At 60.7% G+C, this 21,949-nt stretch carries 25 protein-coding genes; 9 read left to right on the top strand and 16 right to left on the bottom strand.

Features of this window, described 5'->3' with window-relative positions:
• The first annotated feature begins 140 nt into the window (after positions 1 to 140).
• A complete protein-coding gene (locus ACYBHZ_RS05420) occupies positions 141 to 791 on the top strand; it encodes a MarC family protein (RefSeq protein ID WP_460273219.1) in 651 nt (216 codons plus the stop codon).
• 166 nt (positions 792 to 957) lie between these two features.
• Positions 958 to 1,116, top strand: a complete 159-nt coding sequence (locus ACYBHZ_RS05415; RefSeq protein ID WP_460273218.1) for a hypothetical protein — start codon at positions 958 to 960, stop codon at positions 1,114 to 1,116.
• 79 nt (positions 1,117 to 1,195) lie between these two features.
• Here the strand turns inward: ACYBHZ_RS05415 and coaD are convergent, their stop codons facing one another.
• The 3 genes from coaD to ACYBHZ_RS05400 all read right to left on the bottom strand — a co-directional run bounded on the left by coaD (position 1,196) and on the right by ACYBHZ_RS05400 (position 3,254).
• Positions 1,196 to 1,690 carry a pantetheine-phosphate adenylyltransferase gene (gene coaD / locus ACYBHZ_RS05410; RefSeq protein WP_460273217.1) on the bottom strand — a complete coding sequence of 165 codons (495 nt, stop codon included), beginning with the start codon at positions 1,688 to 1,690 and terminating at the stop codon, positions 1,196 to 1,198.
• Between the two features lie 141 nt (positions 1,691 to 1,831).
• A complete protein-coding gene (locus tag ACYBHZ_RS05405; RefSeq protein ID WP_460273216.1) occupies positions 1,832 to 2,266 on the bottom strand; it encodes a CBS domain-containing protein in 435 nt (144 codons plus the stop codon).
• Between the two features lie 94 nt (positions 2,267 to 2,360).
• The gene (locus ACYBHZ_RS05400) at positions 2,361 to 3,254 is read right to left on the bottom strand and encodes a LysR family transcriptional regulator (protein WP_460273215.1); all 894 of its coding nucleotides are present in this window, start codon (positions 3,252 to 3,254) and stop codon (positions 2,361 to 2,363) included.
• A gap of 136 nt (positions 3,255 to 3,390) precedes the next feature.
• Between ACYBHZ_RS05400 and ACYBHZ_RS05395 the strand changes: the two genes are divergently transcribed.
• Positions 3,391 to 4,890: a CoA-acylating methylmalonate-semialdehyde dehydrogenase gene (locus tag ACYBHZ_RS05395; RefSeq protein WP_460273214.1), complete on the top strand. Its 1,500-nt coding sequence runs from the start codon at positions 3,391 to 3,393 to the stop codon at positions 4,888 to 4,890.
• A gap of 227 nt (positions 4,891 to 5,117) precedes the next feature.
• Positions 5,118 to 5,315, top strand: a complete 198-nt coding sequence (locus tag ACYBHZ_RS05390) for a YgaP family membrane protein (RefSeq protein WP_460273213.1) — start codon at positions 5,118 to 5,120, stop codon at positions 5,313 to 5,315.
• An 18-nt stretch (positions 5,316 to 5,333) separates the two neighbouring features.
• Here the strand turns inward: ACYBHZ_RS05390 and ACYBHZ_RS05385 are convergent, their stop codons facing one another.
• The 11 genes from ACYBHZ_RS05385 to ACYBHZ_RS05335 all read right to left on the bottom strand — a co-directional run bounded on the left by ACYBHZ_RS05385 (position 5,334) and on the right by ACYBHZ_RS05335 (position 14,617).
• Positions 5,334 to 5,990, bottom strand: a complete 657-nt coding sequence (locus tag ACYBHZ_RS05385; RefSeq protein WP_460273212.1) for a Crp/Fnr family transcriptional regulator — start codon at positions 5,988 to 5,990, stop codon at positions 5,334 to 5,336.
• Positions 5,991 to 6,117: 127 nt separating this feature from the next.
• Entirely contained in the window at positions 6,118 to 6,576 is a 459-nt protein-coding gene (locus ACYBHZ_RS05380; RefSeq protein WP_460273211.1) for a DUF302 domain-containing protein, read from the bottom strand.
• 111 nt (positions 6,577 to 6,687) lie between these two features.
• Positions 6,688 to 7,746 (bottom strand): c-type cytochrome, encoded by a 1,059-nt coding sequence (locus ACYBHZ_RS05375; protein WP_460273210.1) that lies wholly within the window; start codon positions 7,744 to 7,746, stop codon positions 6,688 to 6,690.
• Positions 7,727 to 9,007 carry a sulfite dehydrogenase gene (gene soxC, locus ACYBHZ_RS05370; RefSeq protein ID WP_460273209.1) on the bottom strand — a complete coding sequence of 427 codons (1,281 nt, stop codon included), beginning with the start codon at positions 9,005 to 9,007 and terminating at the stop codon, positions 7,727 to 7,729. The genes ACYBHZ_RS05375 and soxC overlap by 20 nt, the downstream gene beginning before the upstream one ends.
• A gap of 54 nt (positions 9,008 to 9,061) precedes the next feature.
• A complete protein-coding gene (gene soxB / locus ACYBHZ_RS05365; RefSeq protein WP_460273208.1) occupies positions 9,062 to 10,759 on the bottom strand; it encodes a thiosulfohydrolase SoxB in 1,698 nt (565 codons plus the stop codon).
• 108 nt (positions 10,760 to 10,867) lie between these two features.
• Positions 10,868 to 11,734, bottom strand: a complete 867-nt coding sequence (gene soxA, locus ACYBHZ_RS05360) for a sulfur oxidation c-type cytochrome SoxA (RefSeq protein WP_460273207.1) — start codon at positions 11,732 to 11,734, stop codon at positions 10,868 to 10,870.
• A 64-nt stretch (positions 11,735 to 11,798) separates the two neighbouring features.
• Positions 11,799 to 12,128 carry a thiosulfate oxidation carrier complex protein SoxZ gene (gene soxZ, locus ACYBHZ_RS05355; RefSeq protein ID WP_460273206.1) on the bottom strand — a complete coding sequence of 110 codons (330 nt, stop codon included), beginning with the start codon at positions 12,126 to 12,128 and terminating at the stop codon, positions 11,799 to 11,801.
• 29 nt (positions 12,129 to 12,157) lie between these two features.
• A complete protein-coding gene (gene soxY, locus ACYBHZ_RS05350) occupies positions 12,158 to 12,574 on the bottom strand; it encodes a thiosulfate oxidation carrier protein SoxY (RefSeq protein WP_460273205.1) in 417 nt (138 codons plus the stop codon).
• A 41-nt stretch (positions 12,575 to 12,615) separates the two neighbouring features.
• Positions 12,616 to 13,104, bottom strand: coding sequence for a sulfur oxidation c-type cytochrome SoxX (gene soxX / locus ACYBHZ_RS05345; protein WP_460273204.1), 489 nt, complete (start codon positions 13,102 to 13,104; stop codon positions 12,616 to 12,618).
• A gap of 159 nt (positions 13,105 to 13,263) precedes the next feature.
• Positions 13,264 to 13,860, bottom strand: coding sequence for a thioredoxin family protein (locus ACYBHZ_RS05340; RefSeq protein WP_460273203.1), 597 nt, complete (start codon positions 13,858 to 13,860; stop codon positions 13,264 to 13,266).
• Position 13,861: 1 nt separating this feature from the next.
• On the bottom strand, positions 13,862 to 14,617 hold the full coding sequence (locus ACYBHZ_RS05335; protein WP_460273202.1) for a cytochrome c biogenesis CcdA family protein: 756 nt from the start codon (positions 14,615 to 14,617) through the stop codon (positions 13,862 to 13,864).
• Between the two features lie 158 nt (positions 14,618 to 14,775).
• On the opposite strand from ACYBHZ_RS05335, the gene ACYBHZ_RS05330 reads away from it, so the two are divergent.
• The 4 genes from ACYBHZ_RS05330 (at position 14,776) to ACYBHZ_RS05315 (ending at position 17,241) form a co-directional block, all read left to right on the top strand.
• Complete coding sequence (locus tag ACYBHZ_RS05330; RefSeq protein ID WP_460273201.1) at positions 14,776 to 15,177, top strand: thioredoxin domain-containing protein; 402 nt, start codon at positions 14,776 to 14,778, stop codon at positions 15,175 to 15,177.
• A 22-nt stretch (positions 15,178 to 15,199) separates the two neighbouring features.
• Positions 15,200 to 15,700, top strand: a complete 501-nt coding sequence (locus ACYBHZ_RS05325) for a GlcG/HbpS family heme-binding protein (RefSeq protein ID WP_460273200.1) — start codon at positions 15,200 to 15,202, stop codon at positions 15,698 to 15,700.
• 76 nt (positions 15,701 to 15,776) lie between these two features.
• A complete protein-coding gene (locus ACYBHZ_RS05320) occupies positions 15,777 to 16,124 on the top strand; it encodes an ArsR/SmtB family transcription factor (RefSeq protein ID WP_460273878.1) in 348 nt (115 codons plus the stop codon).
• A 61-nt stretch (positions 16,125 to 16,185) separates the two neighbouring features.
• A complete protein-coding gene (locus tag ACYBHZ_RS05315; protein ID WP_460273199.1) occupies positions 16,186 to 17,241 on the top strand; it encodes a YeeE/YedE family protein in 1,056 nt (351 codons plus the stop codon).
• Positions 17,242 to 17,248: 7 nt separating this feature from the next.
• On the opposite strand, the gene ACYBHZ_RS05310 is transcribed toward ACYBHZ_RS05315, so the two are convergent.
• A complete protein-coding gene (locus tag ACYBHZ_RS05310) occupies positions 17,249 to 18,499 on the bottom strand; it encodes a glycerate kinase type-2 family protein (protein WP_460273197.1) in 1,251 nt (416 codons plus the stop codon).
• Positions 18,500 to 18,632: 133 nt separating this feature from the next.
• Between ACYBHZ_RS05310 and selD the strand changes: the two genes are divergently transcribed.
• Complete coding sequence (gene selD / locus ACYBHZ_RS05305) at positions 18,633 to 20,813, top strand: selenide, water dikinase SelD (RefSeq protein ID WP_460273196.1); 2,181 nt, start codon at positions 18,633 to 18,635, stop codon at positions 20,811 to 20,813.
• 2 nt (positions 20,814 to 20,815) lie between these two features.
• Here selD and mnmH read toward each other — a convergent pair whose 3' ends face one another.
• Positions 20,816 to 21,865, bottom strand: a complete 1,050-nt coding sequence (gene mnmH / locus ACYBHZ_RS05300) for a tRNA 2-selenouridine(34) synthase MnmH (RefSeq protein WP_460273195.1) — start codon at positions 21,863 to 21,865, stop codon at positions 20,816 to 20,818.
• Positions 21,866 to 21,949 lie beyond the last annotated feature (84 nt).

The raw sequence follows: 21,949 nt of genomic DNA, 5'->3' as shown, positions 1-21,949 counted from the left end.
CAGTTATCCCGCGCGAACGGGAGACGGATGCCCCGGAGAAATCCGGGGCGTTTTTTGCATCCCAACCACTCAGAGCCTTGTGCCTTCGCAACCAAATGTTATGTGAACAAACTATAGCAGCGACGCAGTAGAGGCCAACAATGCCGAGTTTCTCGACACTCATCAGCGAATTCATCACCCTTTGGGTGGTGATCGACCCCATCGGCACCCTGCCCGTCTTCATTGCGGGCACGGCGGGGCTTTCGCCACATCTGGCGCGCATGGCCGCCGCACGCGCCGTCATGATCGCGTTCCTCATCCTGCTGGCCTTTATTCTTCTGGGACAGGCGGTGCTCGAAGCCTTGGGGCTCGGCCTCCCGTCCTTCCAGATCGCGGGCGGGCTGGTGCTGTTCCTCTTCGCGCTGACGATGATCTTCGGCGATGGCAAACCGTCGCATGAGACCGCGCAGGTCGAGAAACCGCTTAGCGACCAACGGGCGCAGGCCCGCCGTGTCTCCGTCTTCCCGCTCGCCATGCCCTCCATCGCCTCTCCCGGCGCGATGCTGGCCGTGGTGATGCTCACCGACAACGACCGCTTTTCCGTGGCGCATCAGGCGATGACCGCCTCGATCATGGTGGTCGTTCTGGTGATCACGCTCGTGATCCTCATGGCAGCCCAACCGATCCTGCGCATCATCGGCGACACCGGCGCGGCCATTGTGTCGCGCGTCATGGGGATGGTGCTGGCCGCCGTTGCCGTGGATGCGGTACTTAAGGGCTTTGTTTCGATTGGGGTTATTCCGGCTTTCTGAGCCTCCGCCTCGCGCCGACGCCCAAAAGTCATGCGGTTTGTGAAAAACCCATGCGCAAATCGCATATCGAGCATGGCGAACCGGCATTGGTGTTAGCGCTAAAAAGGGCGCATATCGGGATCATCGAAACGCTTTTGAAACGATTCAGCCCGAAAGGATCGGCACTATGAAAACTCTTGCTTCCCTCGCCTCCGCCGCCCGCAAACGGGCCGCTTACCGCCGTACGCTCGCAGAACTCGACGGTCTGCCCGCCAAGGTCAAAGCTGACCTGAACATTGACGATGTCAGCGCACGCCAGCTGGCCCGCGAAGCCATCTACGGCTAAGTGACGGCGACAAAATCAAATTAAAACCGCACGTGAAAAGCCCCAGTCAGGGGCTTTTTTCATATGTGCAGCCCCAAGATCAGCGAGCGAATTTGGCGAGCAGGCGCTTCTCGACCTCGGGCGTCACGAATTTGGAGATGTCGCCATCGAGACGGGCGATTTCCTTGACCAGTTTCGAAGCAATCGCCTGATGGCGCGCATCCGCCATGAGGAACACGGTCTCGATTTTGTTGTCGAGCGCACGGTTCATGCCGACCATCTGATATTCATATTCGAAATCCGCGACAGCGCGCAGACCGCGAATGATGATCGAGGCGTTCACATCACGCGCACATTGGATCAGGAGGTTCTCGAACGGATGCACCACGATCTCGCAGCCGGTGTCTGCCGCGAAGCCTTCGGTATAGTCCTTGAGCATTTCCACGCGTTCATCGAGCGAAAACAGCGGCCCCTTGTCCCGGTTGATCGCCACACCGATCACCAACCGATCCACAAGCGCGCAGGCCCGCCGGATGATGTCACCATGTCCATGGGTCACAGGATCAAAAGTCCCGGGATACAGGCCGATACGCATAGGGGTCCCTCCTCTTCCTGCTGCGCACGCAACTATATTGCAGGTGCGAAATCAAGAGGATTGGGACGAGAACGCCCCGTTACCCGTCATAATTTTGTTGCCTGACCGTCTCGGACAGGCCCCGGACATCCGAAGACGCCCTCAATGACCCATGATCATGCCTTCAAGCGCGGAGTTCTCCATCGCAAGCTGTTCGAGCCGCGCCTTCACGACATCGCCGATGGAGACGAGGCCGACCATCTCATCGCCGTCCATCACCGGCATGTGGCGGAAGCGTCCGGAACTCATGCGTTCAAGAACTTCCAACGCCGTATCGTCTGAGCGGCAGGAGACCAATTTGCGGGTCATGAAATCGGACACTTTATGGGTCAGAACTTCGCTTCCGGTGCGGCCAAGCTCGCGCACGACATCGCGTTCCGACAAGATGCCCTCCGGATGTTTCGGGTCAGACGCGACGATCACCGCGCCGATCTTACGCACCGACAAAAGTTCAGTCGCTTCGCCAACCGTCATGTCCGGACGGATGGTCACAGTTTCAGTGATGGCCTTGGCCTTCAGAATTTGTCCAACGAGCATGGTTCCTCCCTATTTTTCAACGGGCTGCTGCATCTGCAGCCCTTGTGCTCTCCTATCTCCCTGATCCAAGCCTCTCCCGGTGCACGACAACCTGTCAAGTCTCGCCTTCGAGTTTCTCCACAACCGCTCGCATATGGCCGCTGAAAATGTCGCAGAATCTGGAGAGGCGTTCGATCTTTCTGTCGTCTGCATGGCGCACCAGCCAGAAGGCCCGCTTGAGCCGCAAAGCCTCCGGTAAGACCCGGTGCATGCCCGAAACATAAGGCAGGCAAAAATCATGCACGACCCCGAGGCCGAGTTCCGCACGGATCATATTGAGCTGCACGGATACCGAATTTGACGTGTAATCCACGCGATTGATCCCGATTTCTTCGAGATAATCGAGTTCCTTGTCGAAAATCAGATCAGGGACATATCCCACCATCTTATGTGCTTTGAGATCCTCCAGACGTTCGATGGTCGCGTTCTGACGCAGGTAGCGCCGCATCCCGGCGAGCGAGAGGTGATAGTCCGTGATCTTCTGCACCAAGAGCCGCCCCGAGGTCGGCGCGGACACGCTCACCACAAGATCGACCTCACGCTTCGACAGGCTAAAGAGGCGCGGTTGGGCGATCACCTGCATCTCCAGATCGGGATGATCCTTCGCGATTCGCGCGATCACACGCGGCAGAACGTAGTTGGCGCAGCCATCGGGCGCCCCGATGCGGATCACGCCTTTGAGGCTCTCATCATCCTCATTCGACAGGGTTTCGGAGCCAAGTGTCACCGCCTGTTCCGCCGCCTCCGCATGCGCCAACAGGCGTCCGCCGTCCCGCGTCAGCTCATAACCTTGGGGAGATTTCGCAAAGAGCGAGACACCCAGCCCTTCTTCCAGCCGCGCCACGCGGCGGCCCACTGTAGCCGGGTCGATCTTGAGCAACCGCCCCGCCCCGGACAGGCTTTCCGTCCGCGCGACCGCAAGAAAAACCCTTAAATCATCCCAATTCATATACCGCCCTCGCCCGTTTTGGGTCTCTCGCTTTGACCCTTCGTTTTGCATTATCGCAAAATCTTTTTGAAATCTTCTCCCTTTTACAGACAGTTTCGCAAGACTAATCTACCGACAACTGAACATGGAGGTTCACATGGAAGAGCTCAAACATTACATCAACGGGGAATATGTCGCCGGCACCTCTGGCCGTTTCTCCGAAGTTCGCAACCCGGCCACCGGCGAAGTGATCGCCAAAGTGCCGCTCGCCACCCCCGCCGAGCTGGACGCAGCCGTTGAAAAAGCGGCCGAAGCGCAGATCGCTTGGGCCAAGGTGAACCCGCAGCGCCGCGCCCGCGTGATGATGAAATTCGGTCGCCTGATCGAAGACAACATGGACAAGCTGGCCGAATGCCTGTCCCGCGAGCACGGCAAAACCATTCCCGACGCCAAGGGCGACGTGCAGCGTGGTCTTGAAGTGATCGAAGTGTGCATGGGCGCTCCGGCCATGCTCAAAGGCGACTACACTGGCGACGCAGGCCCGGCCATCGACCTTTACTCCATCCGCCAGCCCCTCGGCGTCGTTGCGGGCATCACCCCGTTCAACTTCCCGGCCATGATCCCGCTCTGGAAAATGGGCCCGGCTCTGGTCTCCGGCAACGCCATGATCCTGAAACCGTCCGAGCGCACGCCGATGACCTCGCTCATGCTCGCTGAGCTGGCGACTGAGGCAGGTGTACCCGCCGGTGCGCTGCAGGTCGTGCATGGCGACAAGGAAACCGTGGACGCGATCCTCGACAACGAGACCATTCAGGCCGTGGGCTTCGTCGGCTCCACCCCGATCGCCCAGTACATCTACGGTCGCGCCGCCACCAACGGCAAACGCGCGCAATGTTTTGGCGGTGCGAAAAACCACATGATCATCATGCCCGACGCCGATCTCGACAAAGCGGCTGACGCTTTGATCGGCGCTGGTTTCGGCGCGGCCGGCGAACGCTGCATGGCTGTCTCCGTTGCTGTTCCGGTCGGCAAAGAAACCGCAGACAAGCTGATCGAGAAACTCGTCCCGAAAATCGAAAAACTCAAAGTTGCGCCCTACACGGCTGGCGACGACACGGATTACGGCCCTGTCATCACCGCTCAGGCGAAAGAGCGCATCGAAGGTCTGATCACCTCCGGCGTTGAGCAAGGTGCAACTCTCGTGACCGACGGTCGCGGCATCAAGATCCAAGGCTATGAGAACGGCTACTTCGTCGGCCCGACCCTGTTCGACGACGTCACCCCGGAGATGGATATCTACAAACAGGAAATCTTCGGCCCGGTTCTGGCGCAAGTGCGCATGGACACCTATGAAGACGCCCTGCAGCTGATCATCGACAACGAGTACGGCAACGGCACGGCGATCTACACCGCCGATGGCGACACCGCCCGTGACTTCGTGGCCCGCGTGAATGTCGGCATGGTCGGCGTGAACTTCCCGATCCCGGTGCCGCTGTCCTACTACTCCTTCGGTGGTTGGAAGAAATCGGCCTTCGGCGATCTCGACCAATACGGCCCGGACGCGTTCAAGTTCTACACCAAGACCAAAAAGGTCACCACGCGCTGGTTCTCCGGCATCAAAGACGGTGTGGCGCTGAACTTCAAAGCGATGGACTAAATTACCTCTCTGTGAGCCGCGTTCGTTGGCCGAGCCTCACCGCTCCAATTCGAACGCCTCAGGCGGAACTCCTCACGGGGGTCCGCTTTTCTTTTGCACAGATCGAACATGGTGCGACACTCTCCGCCAGCCCACCGCCTCCAGCGAAAAGTCCGATTGTGAGTTTGTCACAGACAAGCCATCGGCACAGGCCTAGGCTCAAGCGTGGTTAACCAATGGAGAGTTCCATGCTTAAAAAGAACGTCGGTAGCCTTGACCGTATCCTGCGCATCGTGATCGGCCTCGCCCTGATCCTCGGGTTCTTTCTCAACACCGAAGCCTCGCTGCGCTGGCTCTATCTGATCGGGATCATCCCGCTGGTGACGGGGCTGATGTCCAGCTGCCCGCTGTATTCGATCTTCGGGATCAACACCTGCAAGAAATAATCTGTAGGACGTGACAGATCAGGCAGAATGCGCGAGCGCGTCGAGCGCCTCGCGATCTGTCAGACGCACCATGCCGCGGGCGGTTTCCACCCATCCGCGGCGCTGAAACTCCTGCAACTGACGCGAGATTACCTCCCGCGCCGTGCCAAGTTCTGCCGCCAGTTGCGCATGCGTCGCCTTGAGCTCCGCCGCGCCGCGCGACAGTTCCAGCAGCTTTTGCGCCAGCCGGATATCGACCTTTTGAAAGGCGATTTCCTCGATCACATGGAACAGATCCGTGATCCGGCGCGAATAGGCTGAGAACACGAAATTTCGGAAACTCTGCGAGCGGGCGACCAAATCGTCAAAGACCCGGCGGGGAATGGCGACCGCCTCCACATCCGTCTCGGCAATGCCTTCGGCGCTGTAATCCTCATAGGCGAGAAGGCAGGCGGTGGTCATCACACAGCTTTCCCCCGCATGCACCCGGTAGAGCACAATCTCCCGGCCGCCCTCGGTGGTCTGCTGCACCCGAACCGTGCCATCGAGCAGCATCAGAAGATTTTCGGGGCTTTTGCCCGGACCGAAAAGCACCGTCTTTTCCGGCAGATGCACGATCTGCGACTGGCTCACAAGGCGCTCGCGCACCTTCGGCTCCAATGTCGCCAAACCGGTAAATCGGTCGATCCAATCCATCCTGCACCTCTTTTCGTTACAAGAGGTTTATGTGGTTTGCGTCCGAGCTGAAACAGCGTTTTCCGCCGGTCGCGACGTCACGGCGAAAACACGCATGATTTTGAGCCCGGGATTTCCGGCACTTGGCTCAGAAGCTCATCGCCTCTTCGACAATCTCTGTCAGCAAATCCTCGACCGCTTGCATCGGCCCGTCGGGGTAATCGCGGAAGCCGATGGTCACCTGACCTTCCCGGTCCGCGACATAGATCGAATAGGGGCAATGCACGATATTGGCCGGGTCGGCCTCCATCACCTGCCGCGAGACGACGGCAGAGCAGAACAGAAACACGTCAGCATGATCAAAGATCACCACGTCGGAGCCGACATCCTCGCGCGTGCGCTCAAGCATATCGCCCGTGTGAGAGCGGTAGTCGATCACCAGACCTTTGGAGACAATCGCATCCTCGACAGCGAAGGTGGCATCCTGGAACGTGCCATCATAATCAAAGGTGATCGCCTGCCCCTCCGCGAAGGCAGGCGCGGCAACAGGCGCGGCAAAGAGCGCCAGCACGACGGCTTTGAGGTAATGTGACAGTGACGTCTTCATGGCAAACCCTCCCAAATTTTCCATGCCCAATTCTCCATGACATTATCCTACCATAAAACGGCCCCCGAGGGTGATCCTCGGGAGCCGCCCCCCCCATTCGCGCGGGGTGACCTACTGGGAAACGGATTTGAGGTATTCGATCACGGCGGCTACCTCCTCATCCTTTTTCAGCCCGGCAAAACTCATCTTGGTCTTCGGGAACATGGCTTTCGGCTTGTGCAGATATTCCGCCAGATTTTCCTCGGTCCAGATGAAGCCCTCGGCATGGGCGTCGGTGAAATCCTTGGAATATTTGAACCCTTCGATATGGGTGATCGGAGCACCAACAACGCCATTGAGCACAGGGCCGGTCCGGTTTTTCGCGCCCTCACCCACTTGGTGACAGGCCTTACATTTCTTGAAAACCTTCTCGCCCTCTGCCGCGAGATCGGCATCAAAGCTCATGGCGGCCATTTCCGCAGGGGCCTCTTCGGCAACGGGCTCTACTGCGACCTCTTCGACAGCGGCCACCTCGACCGGGGCCTCCGCCGTCTCCTCTTCCGGGGTCACGTCCAGAACGGTCGCCCGTTTGGTGATTTCGACGTTCTCCTTGCAGTTCTCATAGCAAGCATTCGCCTCGGTGAAGATCGTGTATTCCGTCTCGGGGCGATCATCGACAACAAAGCCCCCGGCGTTCGGCATTTCGACATCGAGGAAATTCTCGTTTGAGAGCACGAAGTCGTCTTCAACGAGATAGTTCGAATAGAGGATGTAGGCCGTGATCGCATAGACATCGTCATCCGAGATGGTCTGCGCAGCGCCAAAAGGCATGGAGCGGCGGACATAGTCATAGACGGTCGACAGGTAGGGCCAGTAAGAGCCGACGGTTTTCAGCGGATCTTTGTCGGCCAGAGTGCCATCGCCGCCCGCAAGTTTCGGCCAGTTGCCGACGCCTTCCGCGAACTCACCGTGACAGACGGCGCAGTTCTCAGAGAAGATCATCTCACCATCTTCGACAGAGCCGGACCCCATAGGCAACCCGTCGCCATTGGGCGAAATGTCGAGGTTCCACGCGGCGATCTCTTCGGGCAGCGCCGCGCGGCCAAGGCCGAACTTTTCTGCGTAGGCCGGCAGCGCCAGAGTGGCGACGAGCGCGGAGGTGATGGTCAGTTTAGGAAGAAACTTCGACATTCTCTGCCTCCCCGGTCGCTTTGACATGCCATGTCTGGATACAGTTGTTGTGATAGACGGAGTTCTCGCCGCGCACCTCGCGCAGTTGCGCTTTCGTCGGCTGGACGTAGCCCGTGTCATCATGGGCGCGCGATTGCAACAGCATCTCTTCGCCGTCCCATGTGGTGTCGAGATAGAAGCGCGTGAGGGCCATTTTCTGACCCGGATTGGCGAGGCGCGCTTTCTCCCATGTCTTGCCGCCATCCTTGGAGACATCGACCCCGGTGATCGCACCGCGCCCGGACCACGCGAGGCCCGTGATCACCAGAGGCCCCTTGCCATGGGTGATCGGCATTTGCGGGCTGGGCGAGGTCACAACGGATTTCGCGTCCATGCCCCATGTCCATTTGCGCGATGTGCCGTCCGCAAGCGTGTCGGTGTATTTCGAGGTTTCTTCACGCGATTCAATGGCTTGCGCGGTCACTTCGATACGGCGCAACCATTTCACCCACATGTTGCCTTCCCATCCGGGCACCACGAGACGCACCGGATAGCCATGCTCCATGCGCAGCGCTTCGCCATTGGCCTTGAACGCGATCATGCAATCATCCAGCGCCTTTTCCATCGGGATCGAGCGCCCGTTCGACGAGGCATCCGCGCCCTCGACATAGACCCATTTGTCCGCCAGATCACCGGCCGCGTCGAGCCCCGCCTCTTCCAACAGAGTGCGCAGGGTGACGCCGGTGTATTCCATGTTGTGGATCATGCCGTGGGTGAACTGCGAGCCGTTGAGCTGCGCCCCCGCCCATTCCATGCCGGTGTTGGCCGCGCATTCGAGGAAATAGGTGTGGTTCACACGCGGGAAGCGTTCGAGGTCTTCGTAGGAAAACACCAGCGGCTGATCGACGAGACCGTTGATCATCAGCCGGTAGTCTTCTTTCTTAAGCTCGATCGCGCCGGAGTGATGCCGCTCGAAAGCACAGCCCTGCGGCGTGATCGTGCCGTCGAGCGCATGGATCGGCGTGAAGTTGATCGAAGAAATCGGATCCGCCGTCAGCCACGGCACGTTGCGGCGAATGACATCGCCCTCGTATTTGATCGGCAGGCCGTAGGGCGTTTCATCCACACCCGCGCCGGTGGACATGGCCCAGTCCTGTTTCTCGGTGATCAGCGGATCGGGACCGTCTTGGGCGGAGGCTTTCGTGGCGGCCAGTCCGACCCCGGTGGCCGCCGCCCCGCGCAGGAAAGCGCGCCGACTTTGTCCGTTCTGGGTGTCACTCATTTTTCGTGTCTCCCTGTTGTGCGTTTCTTGTTCGGATTTCATGTGATCTGGCCCTTACGCGCCGATGACCTTGACGGAGGTGTTCGGTTCGACATGGACCGTGCCCTGTTTGCGGATGTGATCCTCGACCACGTCCCAAATCTGCGGCCCTTCGGTGCCCTCGTTGACCGAGGCCCAGCCTGCGACGACGTAGGTTTTCGCCGGATCGAGCGTTTCGCCGGTTTTCAGAAGCGTCAGCTCCGAAATCCGCTCGCCCTGCGGCTTGGTGATGTCGATGCGATAGCCGAGACCACCCATCCGCACCATGTCACCGCCCTGCTGGTAATAGGGATCGGGGTTGAAGATGTTGTCGGCCACGTCTTCCATGATCGTATGGATGAACTCACCGGTCATCTCGGAGCGGTACGCCTTGCCATAGGTCATCGAAGTGGCGTTCCAGATGTCTTCGCGGGTGATCTTGTCGCCCGGAAGCAAGGACGGCCCCCAGCGCACGCCCGGAGACATGGCAATGTCCGCCTCCCGCTCAGACATGAGCGCGTCACAGATCAGATCGTCCCAAGTGCCGTTGAAATTGCCGCGACGGTAAAGCACGCTGTCGGTCTCGCCGATCACTTCGGACATCGCCTCCTCATAGGGCGCGCGTTGCTCATCGATCAGGGCCGCGACCTCTTTGTCCGGCGCGATCACGTCGGAGAAGATCGGAATGAGTTTATGGCGGAAGCCCATCATCCGCCCGTCGCGCACATCCAAGTCCACACGGGAGACGAATTTGCCGTTCGAGCCGGACGCGATGATGATCGTCTCGCCCACCAGCACAGGTTCAGGCAGCGCGTCATGGGTGTGGCCGGAGAGAACGACGTCGATGCCTTTGACAAGGCTCGCCATTTTCTTGTCCACGTCAAAGCCGTTGTGCGACAGCAGCACGACCAGCTCCGCGCCCATGCCGCGCACCTCATCCACGACCTCCTGCATCCGCTCCGTGCGAATGCCAAAGGAGTATTCCGGGAACATCCAGCCGGGGTTGGCGATGGGCATATAGGGAAAGGCCTGACCGATCACGGCGATCTTCACCCCGCCGCGTTCAAAGAATTTGTAAGGTTCGAAATCCTCGGCGGGTTCATCCCATTCGGCGTCGAAGATGTTCGCGCCCAAAGCAGCAAACGGCAGATCGGCCACCACTTCGCGCACACGGTCCGAGCCGAGCGTGAACTCCCAATGGAAGGTCATCGCGTCGGGTTTGAGTGCGTTCATGACGTTGACCATGTCCTGCCCCTCGGTGTGGTAGCAGGTGTAGGAGCCATGCCACGTGTCACCACCATCGAGCAAAAGCGCATCAGGCCGCGCGGCGCGGATTGAATTGATCACGGTGGCCACACGGTCCAAACCGCCGACCTTGCCATAGGCTTTGCCCAGAGCGGAAAAGTCGTTGTAACTCAGGGCGTAGGCCGAGGGGGAGTTGTCTTCGATGCCGTAGAGCTTACGGAAATCCGCGCCCGTGACATGCGGCACCGCGCCTTTGTTGCCGCCCACGCCGATATTGATCTCCGGCTCGCGGAAGTAGATCGGTTTGAGCTGGGCGTGAATGTCGGTGACATGGATCAGGGAGACATTGCCGAACGTGTCGAACTCCAGAAGCTGATCTTGGGTCAGGCTCTGCTGGGCCGCGAGACGCGCCCAATTGCCGAAACCGGACGCGCCATAGAGGGCGGAGGCGGCCATGGAGACCTGAAGGAAGTCACGACGTGAAAGCATGTGTGTCGCTCCGTAGATGCCGCATAACCCGTCAGGAATTATGCGTAAATTTGAATATATCAGGAGAGAGAACGCCCCGCACGGACCCAACCGGCGGGGCGTATCAGATCAGTTGCGGACAGACGGTCCTTCGACCGAGAGGCCATTGCCGCGGGACGCCACATAAAGCTCTAGCGCCACGAATTCCGGAGAGCCCGTCGAGAAGGTTTCCGCACGAGTGTCGCGAATGCAGCCTTTGAAACGGCTGTGGGCACCGTTGAGCTTGGCATTCTTCAGACGATACGCCGGGAAGCCGTTGATCTGGCCCTGAGACAGGTGGTCGGCACGGATCATATTGCCGTAGTTCTGTTCATGACAGTTGGCGCAGGACAGGTCGAGCTGACCGAAACGCGTGTAATACATGTCCTTGCCCTGCTCCCACGTCGCCTGCGCCGGGCCGTCAATGGCCACGTTCACCGGCATGCCGCGCGCGACAGATGACAGGGCCGCCTCGAAGTTGAGCATGGTGCCGCTGTCGTATTTCTCTTTCTCCGCGCCCATCCGCTCCGTGAGGCAATCGTTGATCTGCATCTGGATGGTGTAGACCTGTTCCTTGTCGTCATTCCACTTGGGATAGGTCGGGCGGACATTGGCGAGGCTTTCGACGCCATCGTGACAATCCATGCAGGACTTGCCCTCCGTTCCCATAACGGTTTCGAACTGCTCCATTCCCGCCTCTGCGCCCAGCATGGCCGGATTGTCGAAGTCGTCCATCTCCATCGCCTGGGTCTCATCGGAGCGGAAGCGCCAGCCGGACATGATCTCGTCGAGATGACCGTCCAAATGGGCGGGGGCCGCCGTCTTGGTCACGATCTCGATCTCGCCGTTGATCACCAGTTCGGCGTCTTCGTCGGCAAAGGCCGGGGCCGTCAGTGCAAAAGCTGCCAGCACCGCAAGAGCCCCGGACCTGTAGCTGTGCGTGTATTTCGTGCTCATACGTTTCTCCTCCCTGGGTATTGCGCGCGCCCCGCCCTCCCCGACGGGACGCGCACGACCTTGGTCAGGCGATCGCGATCGCCTTGGTTTCCTCGTAGACAGAGCCATCGTCGTCGTACCAGGTGAACTTGAACTCACCGGCCTCGGGCACGGTCGCGTCGAATTCGATATAGGGGTTGGTCGAGATCGACGGTTCAAGCGTCACGTCGATCACGGACTGGCCGTTGAACTCGCATGTGAAGCGGTTGATGATCGAGCGCGGAATGACGTTACCGTCGCTGTCCTTGCGCTGCCCGGATTCCATCGGATGCGAGATCAAGGTCTTGATCCCGACCACCTCACCGGCGGAGGCGGTTTTCGGGACTTTCACGCGGGGTTTGACACCAGATGCCATGTTTTTTTCTCCTCAGAAATCTTTGACAATCAGCCGCCGCAGCCGCCGATGGTGACCTTCACGGTCGCAGAGGTTTTGACGAAAGAGCCGTCGGCCATTTTCGCCACCGCGACCACGTCCTGCGTGCCTGCCAGACGAATACGTGTGGAGGCCATCTGCGATCCGGCGAGCGGGCCGAAGTTGAACGTCGCCACGCCCGGCGTGGGGTTGCCCGTCGCAAAGACCGCAATGGCCACTGCACCCGGCGCGTCCACGGAGATCGGAACGGTATTGCCGTTTTCTGCGATTTCCGGAGCGGTCAGGCTGATGCCGCCCTCTCCGATCTCGGCACCCCCGGCAAAGGCGGCGATGGCGTCATCCGCAGCGGCCACGGCGCGCAGGGGCAGCAGAGCTGCGGCGGTCGCGCCGAAACCAAGCGCCAGAGCATCACGTCGTGTGAGATTCATGGTGTTCTCCTCGTTAGAGATAAGGGTTGGCCGACGGACGATCATTCGTCCTTCAGCGTCATGAGATAAGCGACCACATCCTCGACCTGTTGGGCCGAGAGGATCGGGGGAAGATCGGCGGGCGCGGCTTTGCCCGTGTAGGCATCGCCGGGACGGATAAACCCATCAACCTTGTAGAACGCCGGCATCACCGTACCCTCGAAGGTTTCCTTCGCGTTGACAACAAGGCCCCGCAATTCGCCCTCGCTCCAGCGCGATCCCGCGCCATCGAGCCACGGACCAACTTCGCCGTGGAACGGAACGTCCGCATAGGCGTCGGCCGCGTGACAGGATACACAGTTGCCCATCGATTTCGTGGTCAGAATTTTACGACCCTCTTCCGGATCGCCAGGCGCGCCGGTCAGCGACGTTTCGATGGCCCCGTAATCATCGAACTGGACGTCCCCCGGAGCAATTTCCGCCTGCGCTCCCGACTGTGCCGCAACGGCACCGAGCATAAGCGCGGCGAGGCTGATTGCGATGCGTGTCATGTCTCCTCCCAAAAGACTGCGTTTCGTATTCCGCATACCTGCGTTGTACTTACTGCATACCGTAGCGTGCCATTATGTCGCAGGGCAAGAACAAATTCGAATATTCGAATTTTTCTGCGTTGCGGCGCAAAAATCCCTGACATGGCTGCGAAACCGGCCTCATTCACGCACGTTTAGCTTGCCCTGTTCTTGCTGTAGAACCACTTGACGCGCATGGTATTTCTGAAAGGGCTCGTCCTTGTCGTAGCCGTGATCGAGCACCCATTGCATCATGTTGTAGGTGGTCATCCGCCCGAAAGCGCCGGGTACGACAGAGACTGTCGCATCCTTGGCCGAGACGCCTTCCGGCACCTCTTCGGGGAAGTAGAGATTCGTCGGTGTGAACAGCATGCCCCATTTCTGGACCATGTCCTTTTCGGGCAATGCCTCCCCATCGAAATCCGTGACCTCGACATCGCCAAACATGTTGATCTGGATGACGAAGAAATTGTCCTCGATCATCTGCGTGATCTCCGGGTCCTGATAGACCTCCTCGTGCATTTTCTTGCAGTAGATACAGCCGCGCTGCTCAATCATGACCAAGAGCCGCTTGCCCTCGGCATTGGCTTCGGCGAGATCGTCCCGTAGGTCTTTGAACGTGTCGCGCTGCCACGCCGCCTTATGCAGACCGTCATCGCCCATTTCGGCGGCGAGGGTCGGAAAAGCCGAGGCGGCCAGCGTCAGGGCCAGAAGGGTACGTCGTGCGATCTTGAACATGTTACAGGCTCCCGTTTGATCCGATTTTCGAGAAGGCGGGGAAGGTTTCGATCATCCATGCCGCAATCACATTCACCGAGTTGGTGACGATCAGGATCGCGAAGAGGATCAGAAACACCCCCATGAGCTTTTCCACCTTGGGCAGGTGGCGGCGGAATTTGGCAGCGAACTTGAGGAAAGGCTTGATGAAGAAGGCCGCGACCACGAAAGGCGCGGTCATCCCGATGCCGAACACCACCATCATCATCAGCCCCCGCGCCGCCGTTGCCTCGTTTGAGGCGAGCATCACAACCCCGACCAGCACACCGCCGACACAGGGCGTCCAGCCCGCAGCGAAGGCCAGCCCGACGATATAGGAGGACCAGATATTCATATTGGCCGTGTCCCCCGCCTGCATTTGAAACTGGCGATTGAGGAACCCGATGCGGATCACCCCGAGAAAATGCAGACCGAGCACAAACACCAAAGCGGCGGAGGCGATGCGAAAGATGTCCTGATGGCTGCGAAACGCCTGACTGAGGGAAAAGGCCGCCGCGCCCAGCAGGACGAAGACCGTGATGATCCCCAGAGAGAACATCACCGACGAGATCACCGCCCGGCGGCGCGCGCCCGGCGCAAGCTCGCCCTCGGCATTGATCTCCGCCATCGAGGTGCCGGCCATGTACGACAGATAGAATGGAACAATGGGCAAAATGCAGGGTGAGAAAAACACCACAAGCCCGCCCAAAAGGGCCGATAGAAACGTCACGTCGAGCATATAATCCTCCCTGTGCGAATGCCGATCACGGGCCCGTCGCAAGACCGGACTGAGACCGAACGGGGCTCCTCTTCCCCGCAAGACGCATGTGCTGCGCCTTGTTTCATTCACATATTCAGATTATGTTGAATATGTCGCACCCGTCAATCGGTATACAAATGTTGACAAAAATTTTGGTAATCGCCGCGCTTTCAGTCGGAGTGATTCTCCCCGCCTCGGCCATGGAACTGGTCATGGTGGAGCGTCCGGGCTGCGCCTATTGCGCGCAGTGGGACGCGGAAATCGCGCCGATCTATCCGAAGACGCCGGAGGGCGCCTATGCGCCGCTGCGCCGGATCGACCTGCGCGCGCCCTTGCCGGAGGATCTTCAGTTCAACGGACCCGTGGTGTTTACGCCAACATTCATCCTGACCGAGGAGGGTCAGGAACAGGGCCGGATCGAGGGCTATGCGGGGGACGAAATGTTCTGGACCATGCTCACGATGCTGTTGCGGGACCATACGGACTTCGCGCTGCCGGAACGGCCCGCCGCGGCAGAGGGAGACTGCGTCGACAACTGACATCGCATCTAGGGAGGATAAGATGAAATCTTTTAAAATCATGGCGTTAAGCGCAACTCTTCTTGCTGACCCACTTGCCGCGCAAGACGATGGGGCCTTTGTGAGCTTTCAGGTTTTAAAGCCCGAAGTGGCCCAAACCGCCGCCGTGGCCGCGATGGAATCGTGCCGTAAGGCGGGCTATCAGGTGGGCGTCATGGTGGTCGATCGCTTTGGCATTCCGCAGACCTATGTGCGCGATCGTTTCGCCGGTTTGCATGTCTTTGAAACGGCACGGCGCAAGGCCTGGACCGCCGTCTCTTTCCGCACCGACACGCTTTCGCTCGGGGAATTGACCAAGCCCGGAGAGATGATGGCCGGCATCCGGGAATTGACCGAACCGCTCGCTTTGGGAGGTGGTCTTGTGATTGAAGCATCAGGCTCTATAGTGGCGGGGATCGGTGTCTCCGGGGCCCCCGGCCCTGATCTTGATGCGGACTGTGCCCAGGCGGGTATCGACGCTATCATGGACGACATCGCGTTTTAAAACGGACCTTAACCTATTTTCGAGGACACGAGAGGTGGACAAAGTGAATTCGCCTTTGCCGATCATTACGGAGAGCATGTCGGAAGAAGACATGGACGTAATGATGTCAAGCGCCTGCGATGCGTCGCAGCTACTGAAAGCCCTGTCGCATGAGGGGCGGTTGATGATCCTGTGTCATCTCGTGACCGGCGAAAAATCCGTCACGGAGCTCGAAGAGCTGCTGTCCGCGCGTCAGGCCGCCGTGAGCCAACAGCTCGCGCGTCTGCGCCTTGAAGGGCTGGTCACCCCGCGCCGCGAGGGCAAGGCGATCTACTATTCCTTGACGGATGATCGTCCCAAACGCATTCTCGAAGTCATCTACGACATGTTCTGTTCGGCAGATGGCGGCCCGAAAAAAGGCGGCTTGGCGAAAAGCGAAAGCTGATCCCGCCGCCTCATAAGGCGCTGATCACACTCACAGAACATGAAGGGCATAGGGAGGAGATATGCTCGACATGGTTGAACCGGGGCTGCTTGCGGCCCTGATTGGTATGTTCGGCGGGCTGATCCTTGGCCTCGCCGCGCGCTTGGGGCGTTTTTGCTCCATGGGGGCAATCGAAGACGCGCTGTATCAAGGCTCCGACCTGCGCGCCCGGCAATGGGGCGTCGCGTTGGGCGTGGCGCTTCTCGGCACATTTGCTCTGATTGGTTTCGGCCTGCTTGATCCGGCGCGGACCATGTATCTTGGCCTGAAATGGTATCCACTCGCCTCGATCAGCGGCGGGCTTCTCTTCGGCTATGGCATGGCGCTGGCAGGCAACTGCGGCTTTGGCGCGCTCGCGCGTCTCGGCGGCGGCGATCTTCGGAATTTCGTCATCGTGCTTGTGATGGGGGTTGCGACCTACGTCACCTTGAATGGCCCTCTGGCGCAGCTCCGCGTGACCCTGTTCCCGCCCCTGCCCGCAGATGAGGCCATGCCCGGCCTCGCGCATGGGCTTGGTCTGTGGCTTGGCCTGCCTCCGGTCCCGACGGGACTTGTCGCGGGTTTTGCCATGCTCGCTGTCTCACTGTCCTCAAAGGCCTTTCGCGCCAAACCGAACCTCATCTTTTGGGGCGCGGCAGTGGGACTGGCCATCGTGTCCGGCTGGGCGGGCACGGCATGGTTGTCGAACGTCACATTCGAAGCGGAACCGATTGCCTCGCACAGCTTCGCCACCCCGATCGGCGACACGCTGTTCTACCTGATGACCTCTTCGGCCACCTCCCCCGGCTTCGGGGTCGGCTCCGTGCTCGGCGTTCTCATGGGGGCGGCCATCGGCTCGCGGATCAAAGGCCATTTCCGCTGGGAAGCCTGCGAAGACCCGCGCGAGTTGAAACGCCAGATCCTCGGCGCGAGCTTCATGGGGATTGGTGCGGTGGTGGCCTTCGGCTGCACCATCGGCCAAGGCCTCTCGGCCTTCTCGCTTCTGGCCTATTCCGCGCCGGTGACCATCGCCTCGATCATCGCAGGCGCCGCCCTTGGGCTACGCCAGCTGATCTACGGCTTTTCCTTCGCGCGCTGAAAAGGGATCAGCCCCGGATCAACACCTGAAGATCGGCGACATTCGTCCCCGTCGCGCCGATCTGCAACAGATCGCCCGCCGCCTGCAGCCCGTGGTAACTGTCATTGCGCTTGAGCACCTCATTGGGATCAAGCCCGACCGCGCGCATTCGCCCGAGCGTACCGGGATCAACCAGACCGCCCGCCGCATCCGTCGGCCCGTCGCGCCCGTCGGTGCCGCCCGACAGGAACACGTAATCCTTGAGCCCGGCTTCGTCCGCCAGCATCGCGACGCGGAGCGCAAGCTCCTGATTGCGCCCGCCCATGCCGTCGCCGCTGAGCTTGACCGTGGTCTCCCCACCGAACAGGAAGACGCCCGTCTCATCGCTCTCAATCGCACAATCGACAATGACCCGCGCCGCGTCTGACACATCGCCCTCAAGCGGCATCGGAAACACATGCACGCCCTGCGCCGCGCCGCCGCCTGCCGCGCGCGCCATGGCCGCGACAGAGATGGAATTGGAGCCGATCAACTCCACATCGCTGTCGGGCAAGGGGCCAAGATCGGCTTGCGGGCGCGCCAGATAGGCGGAGACGGAATACGGAAGTTTTTCCCATAGCCCAAGGTCTTGCAGAACCTTCGCCGCCTCTTCGCGCGTCCCGATGGGTGAAACGGTCGGACCGGAGGCAATGGCGCGCAGATCGTCTGACACCACGTCAGAGAGCAAAAGCGCCGTGACCTTGGCGGGCGCGGCGGCACGCAAAAGCCCGCCGCCCTTGAGCCGGGACAGTTGTTGGCGCACGAGGTTCATCGTCACGATGTCCGCCCCGGAGGCGAGCAGCAACCGGTTCACCTCCGCCTTGTCTTCCAAGGACACCCCCGCCACCGGCGCGGGCAAAAGCGCAGAACCACCCCCGGAAATCAGCGCCAGCACATCGCCGGTCGCATGGGACAGCACCTCCTCGACACGGAGCGCCGCACGCGCGCCTTCGGCGTCGGGCACGGGATGGCCCGCCGCGCGCACTTCCGCGCCCTCCAGAGGTTTGGCATTTTCGTAATTGGTCACCACGATCACCGTCTGCGCCTTCACATGGCGCATCGCCGCTTCGGCCATGGTCCGCGCGGCTTTGCCGACGGCGATGATGATCGGTTTCTTGAAGGTTTTCCCCTCCAACGCGGCTTCCACGGCATGACCGGGATCGGCCGCCGCCACGCCTTCGAGGAAAATTTCATGCGCGCGGGCGCGCAGCTTCTCGGTCAGGGAGGTATCATGGGTCATGCGCGGATGTTGACACGTTGCCCGTGCGGCGTCCAGCGCCCTTGCCATTCGCAATGGTTGGCGTCAGATTCTGCTGTAAAGGCGGGCACTTCCAAAGCGACGCCCCGCCAATCTTTGCCGATGGAGCCGACCGATGCATGAGCTGCCCCTAACCCGCGAGCTGGTCCTGATCGGCGGCGGCCACAGCCATGCGCTGATCCTCAAACGCTGGGGCATGAAGCCCCTGCCCGGCGTACGTGTGACGGTGATCAACCCCGGCGCTGTCGCGGCCTATTCGGGCATGCTGCCGGGCTTTGTCGCAGGTCACTACGAACGCGACGCGCTTGAGCTTGATCTCTTGCGTCTTGCGCGGTTTGCAGGCGCGCGGGCCATTCTTGGCCGGGCAACGGAAATCGACCGGGACAACCGCTTGGTGCATATCGAGGGACACCCGCCGATCCGCTATGACTACGCCTCGATCGACATCGGCATCACCTCCGCCATGCCGGATCTCGATGGGTTCGCCGACTATGGCGTTGCGGCCAAACCGCTGGAGCGCTTTGCAACCCAATGGGATGCGTTTCAAAACACCGCCCGCCACGGCGAGGTGCTTCCGCATATGGCGGTGATCGGCGGCGGAGTGGCTGGGGCGGAGCTTGCCGCCGCCATGGCGCATCGGCTGGGCGATCTGCCGCAGATGGAACTCACGCTCATCGACCGGGGCGAAATCCTCTCCGAGATGCGCCCTGCGACCCGTCATCGCCTGCTTGAAACCCTTGCTCACCTGCGCGTCACCTTGCGGCCTCAGGCGCAGGTCACGCGCATCGAAGCCGATCAGGTGCATTTCTCCGACGGCAGCAGGCTGAGCAGTTTCTTCACGCTCGGCGCGGCGGGCGCCCGGCCTTATGACTGGCTGACAGAGACGGGTCTCGACATGCAGGACGGGTTCGTCAGTGTCGGCCCGACGCTGCAATCGTCTGATCCTCGGATTTTCGCCGCCGGAGATTGCGCCTATCTGCGCCACGATCCACGCCCCAAAGCGGGGGTCTACGCCGTGCGGGAAGCGCCTGTGTTGTTCCACAACCTGCGCGCCTGCCTCACCGATGGGACAGGCGCGAAACTCCGCAGCTATCAGCCGCAGAAAGACTATCTCAAACTCATCTCCCTCGGTGGCAAAGCCGCGCTGGCCGACAAGGCGGGGCTGAGAACCTCCGGCGCGCTGATGTGGCGTTGGAAAAACCACATCGACCAGAAATTCATGCGCAAGCTCAAAGAGCTGACGCCAATGCAGCCGCCGAAACTCCCCGCACAGGTCGCCGATGGTCTGCGCGAAGAGGTCGAGGGCAAAAAGCCCATGTGCGGGGCTTGCGGGGCCAAGGTGGGCGGCGACATCCTCCGCCGCGTGCTGAGCGAACATCCTGGCGCGGAGCGGCGCGACGTGCTGCATCTGACGGGCGATGACGCCGCGCTTTTGACCCATGGCGACACATGGCAGGTGGCCTCGGTCGATCACCTCCGCGCCTTTGTCGAAGACCCTGTGTTGATGACGAAAATCACCGCGATCCATGCGCTCGGCGATGTCTGGGCCATGGGGGCAACGCCACAGGCGGCGCTGATGACCGTGACCCTGCCGAAAATGAGCACCGCGCTCCAAGAAGGCTGGCTCGCCGAGATCATGGAAGCCGCCCGCGATGTCTTCACCGAGGAAGGCGCGGAAATCATCGGCGGGCATACCGCCATGGGCTCGGAGTTTTCCGTCGGCTTCACCGTCACTGGCCTGCTCGATCAACCGATCACCCTCAAAGGCGCGCGCCCCGGCGATCAGCTGATCCTGACCAAACCGCTCGGCACCGGTGTGATGCTCGCCGCCGAAATGGAGATCAAAGCCAGCGGTCGCGATATGGAAGCCGTCTACGCCTCCATGTTGCAAACCTCCGGCGAGGCCTCCCGCATTCTCAGCAATGCCCATGCCATGACCGATGTGACCGGCTTCGGTCTTGCCGGGCATCTTCTGGGCATTTGCCGCGCCTCCGGCGTTGCTGCCGAAATCCGGCTCTCCGACATCCCGCTCCTGCCCGGTGCATTGGCGCAGTCGATGGCGGGCATGCGCTCGACGATCTACCCGGCCAACCGCGCCTATGCGGCGGAATATCACGGCCCCGAGGGCGCGCGCGCCGATCTTCTGTTTGATCCGCAGACGGCGGGCGGGCTATTGGCCTGTCTGTCCCCAATGCGGGCCGAGAAATGCCTCAGCGCCTTGCGCGAGGCGGGCTATCAAGCCGCCCTGATCGGCGAAATCACCGAAGGCGAGCCGCGCCTGACCGTGTCGGATTAAAGTTAAAACTCTGCCAGAAAGCGCGTGATCCGCCCGGCCGCATCTTCGCGCGCCGCCTCGCTCATGTCGCAGAGATCAAAGACCTGCAGCACTTCGGGACGATGTCGCGCACGGGATTTCTCGTAGCGCGGATCATAATGCAGCGCCATCAGCGCCCCTGCGAGATCGACGAAATTCCCCTGCTCCGCCATGGCGCGCCAAGCATCCACCCGCTCATGCCCTTGCAACGTGATAAGCTGATCCAAACGCCGCTCCATCAGCCCCGCGTCTTCGACAAGATCGGCATAGGCTTCCGACAGATAGCGCGCCCGCGCGCTGAGCTGCGCGGTCACATCGATCCGCGGCGCGGCGCACATGGCGGCCCAAAGCGAGGGCGGCACGACAATATCGCCAATGCGGGAGCTTTCTGCCTCGACCAAGACAGGCCGTTCGGGATCAAGACGCGCCAGCGCCGCCGCGAGACGGCTCTCAAACCCCTTCTGCGCCGGTTGATCGCCCATGCCGCCAAAGATCGACCCGCGATGATTGGCCAGCCCTTCAAGATCGAGCACCTGCCCGCCCCGCGCCGCCACGCGGTGCAACAGATCGGTCTTCGCCGTCCCGGTGTTGCCGTCGATCAGCACCAACCGATGCGGCAGCGGCGCCTCGTGCAACATGCCGATCACGGCCCTGCGCCAGCTTTTGTATCCGCCCTCGACCACCTCGACCCGCCAGCCGATCTGCCGCAGGATAATGGCAAAGGAATTCGACCTCTGCCCCCCGCGCCAGCAATAAACCAGCGGCTGCCAGCCCCCCTCCTTCTCCGCAAGCGGCCCCTCGATATGATCCGCCGCATTGCGCGCCACCAAGGCCCCACCAAGCTTGCGCGCCAGAAAAGGAGATTGTTGTTTGTAAACAGTCCCAACCCGCGCGCGTTCCTCATCGGAAAGCACCGGAAGATTGATCGCGCCGGGGACGTGATCTTCGGCAAATTCCGACGGCGCACGCACGTCGATCACAGTGTCGAACGGGGCGTCGAGAAAGTCTTTAACGGAAGAGAAAGCGATACTCATACGCCCTTTTAACGCCGGATGCGCGGTGGAAACAGAGGGATACGGCAGGGAATGAAAATGGTGCCCCCACACGGATGGTTTATT

This window comes from Celeribacter sp. ULVN23_4, from assembly GCF_054788345.1.
This window is presented reverse-complemented; position numbering and strand designations above follow the sequence as displayed.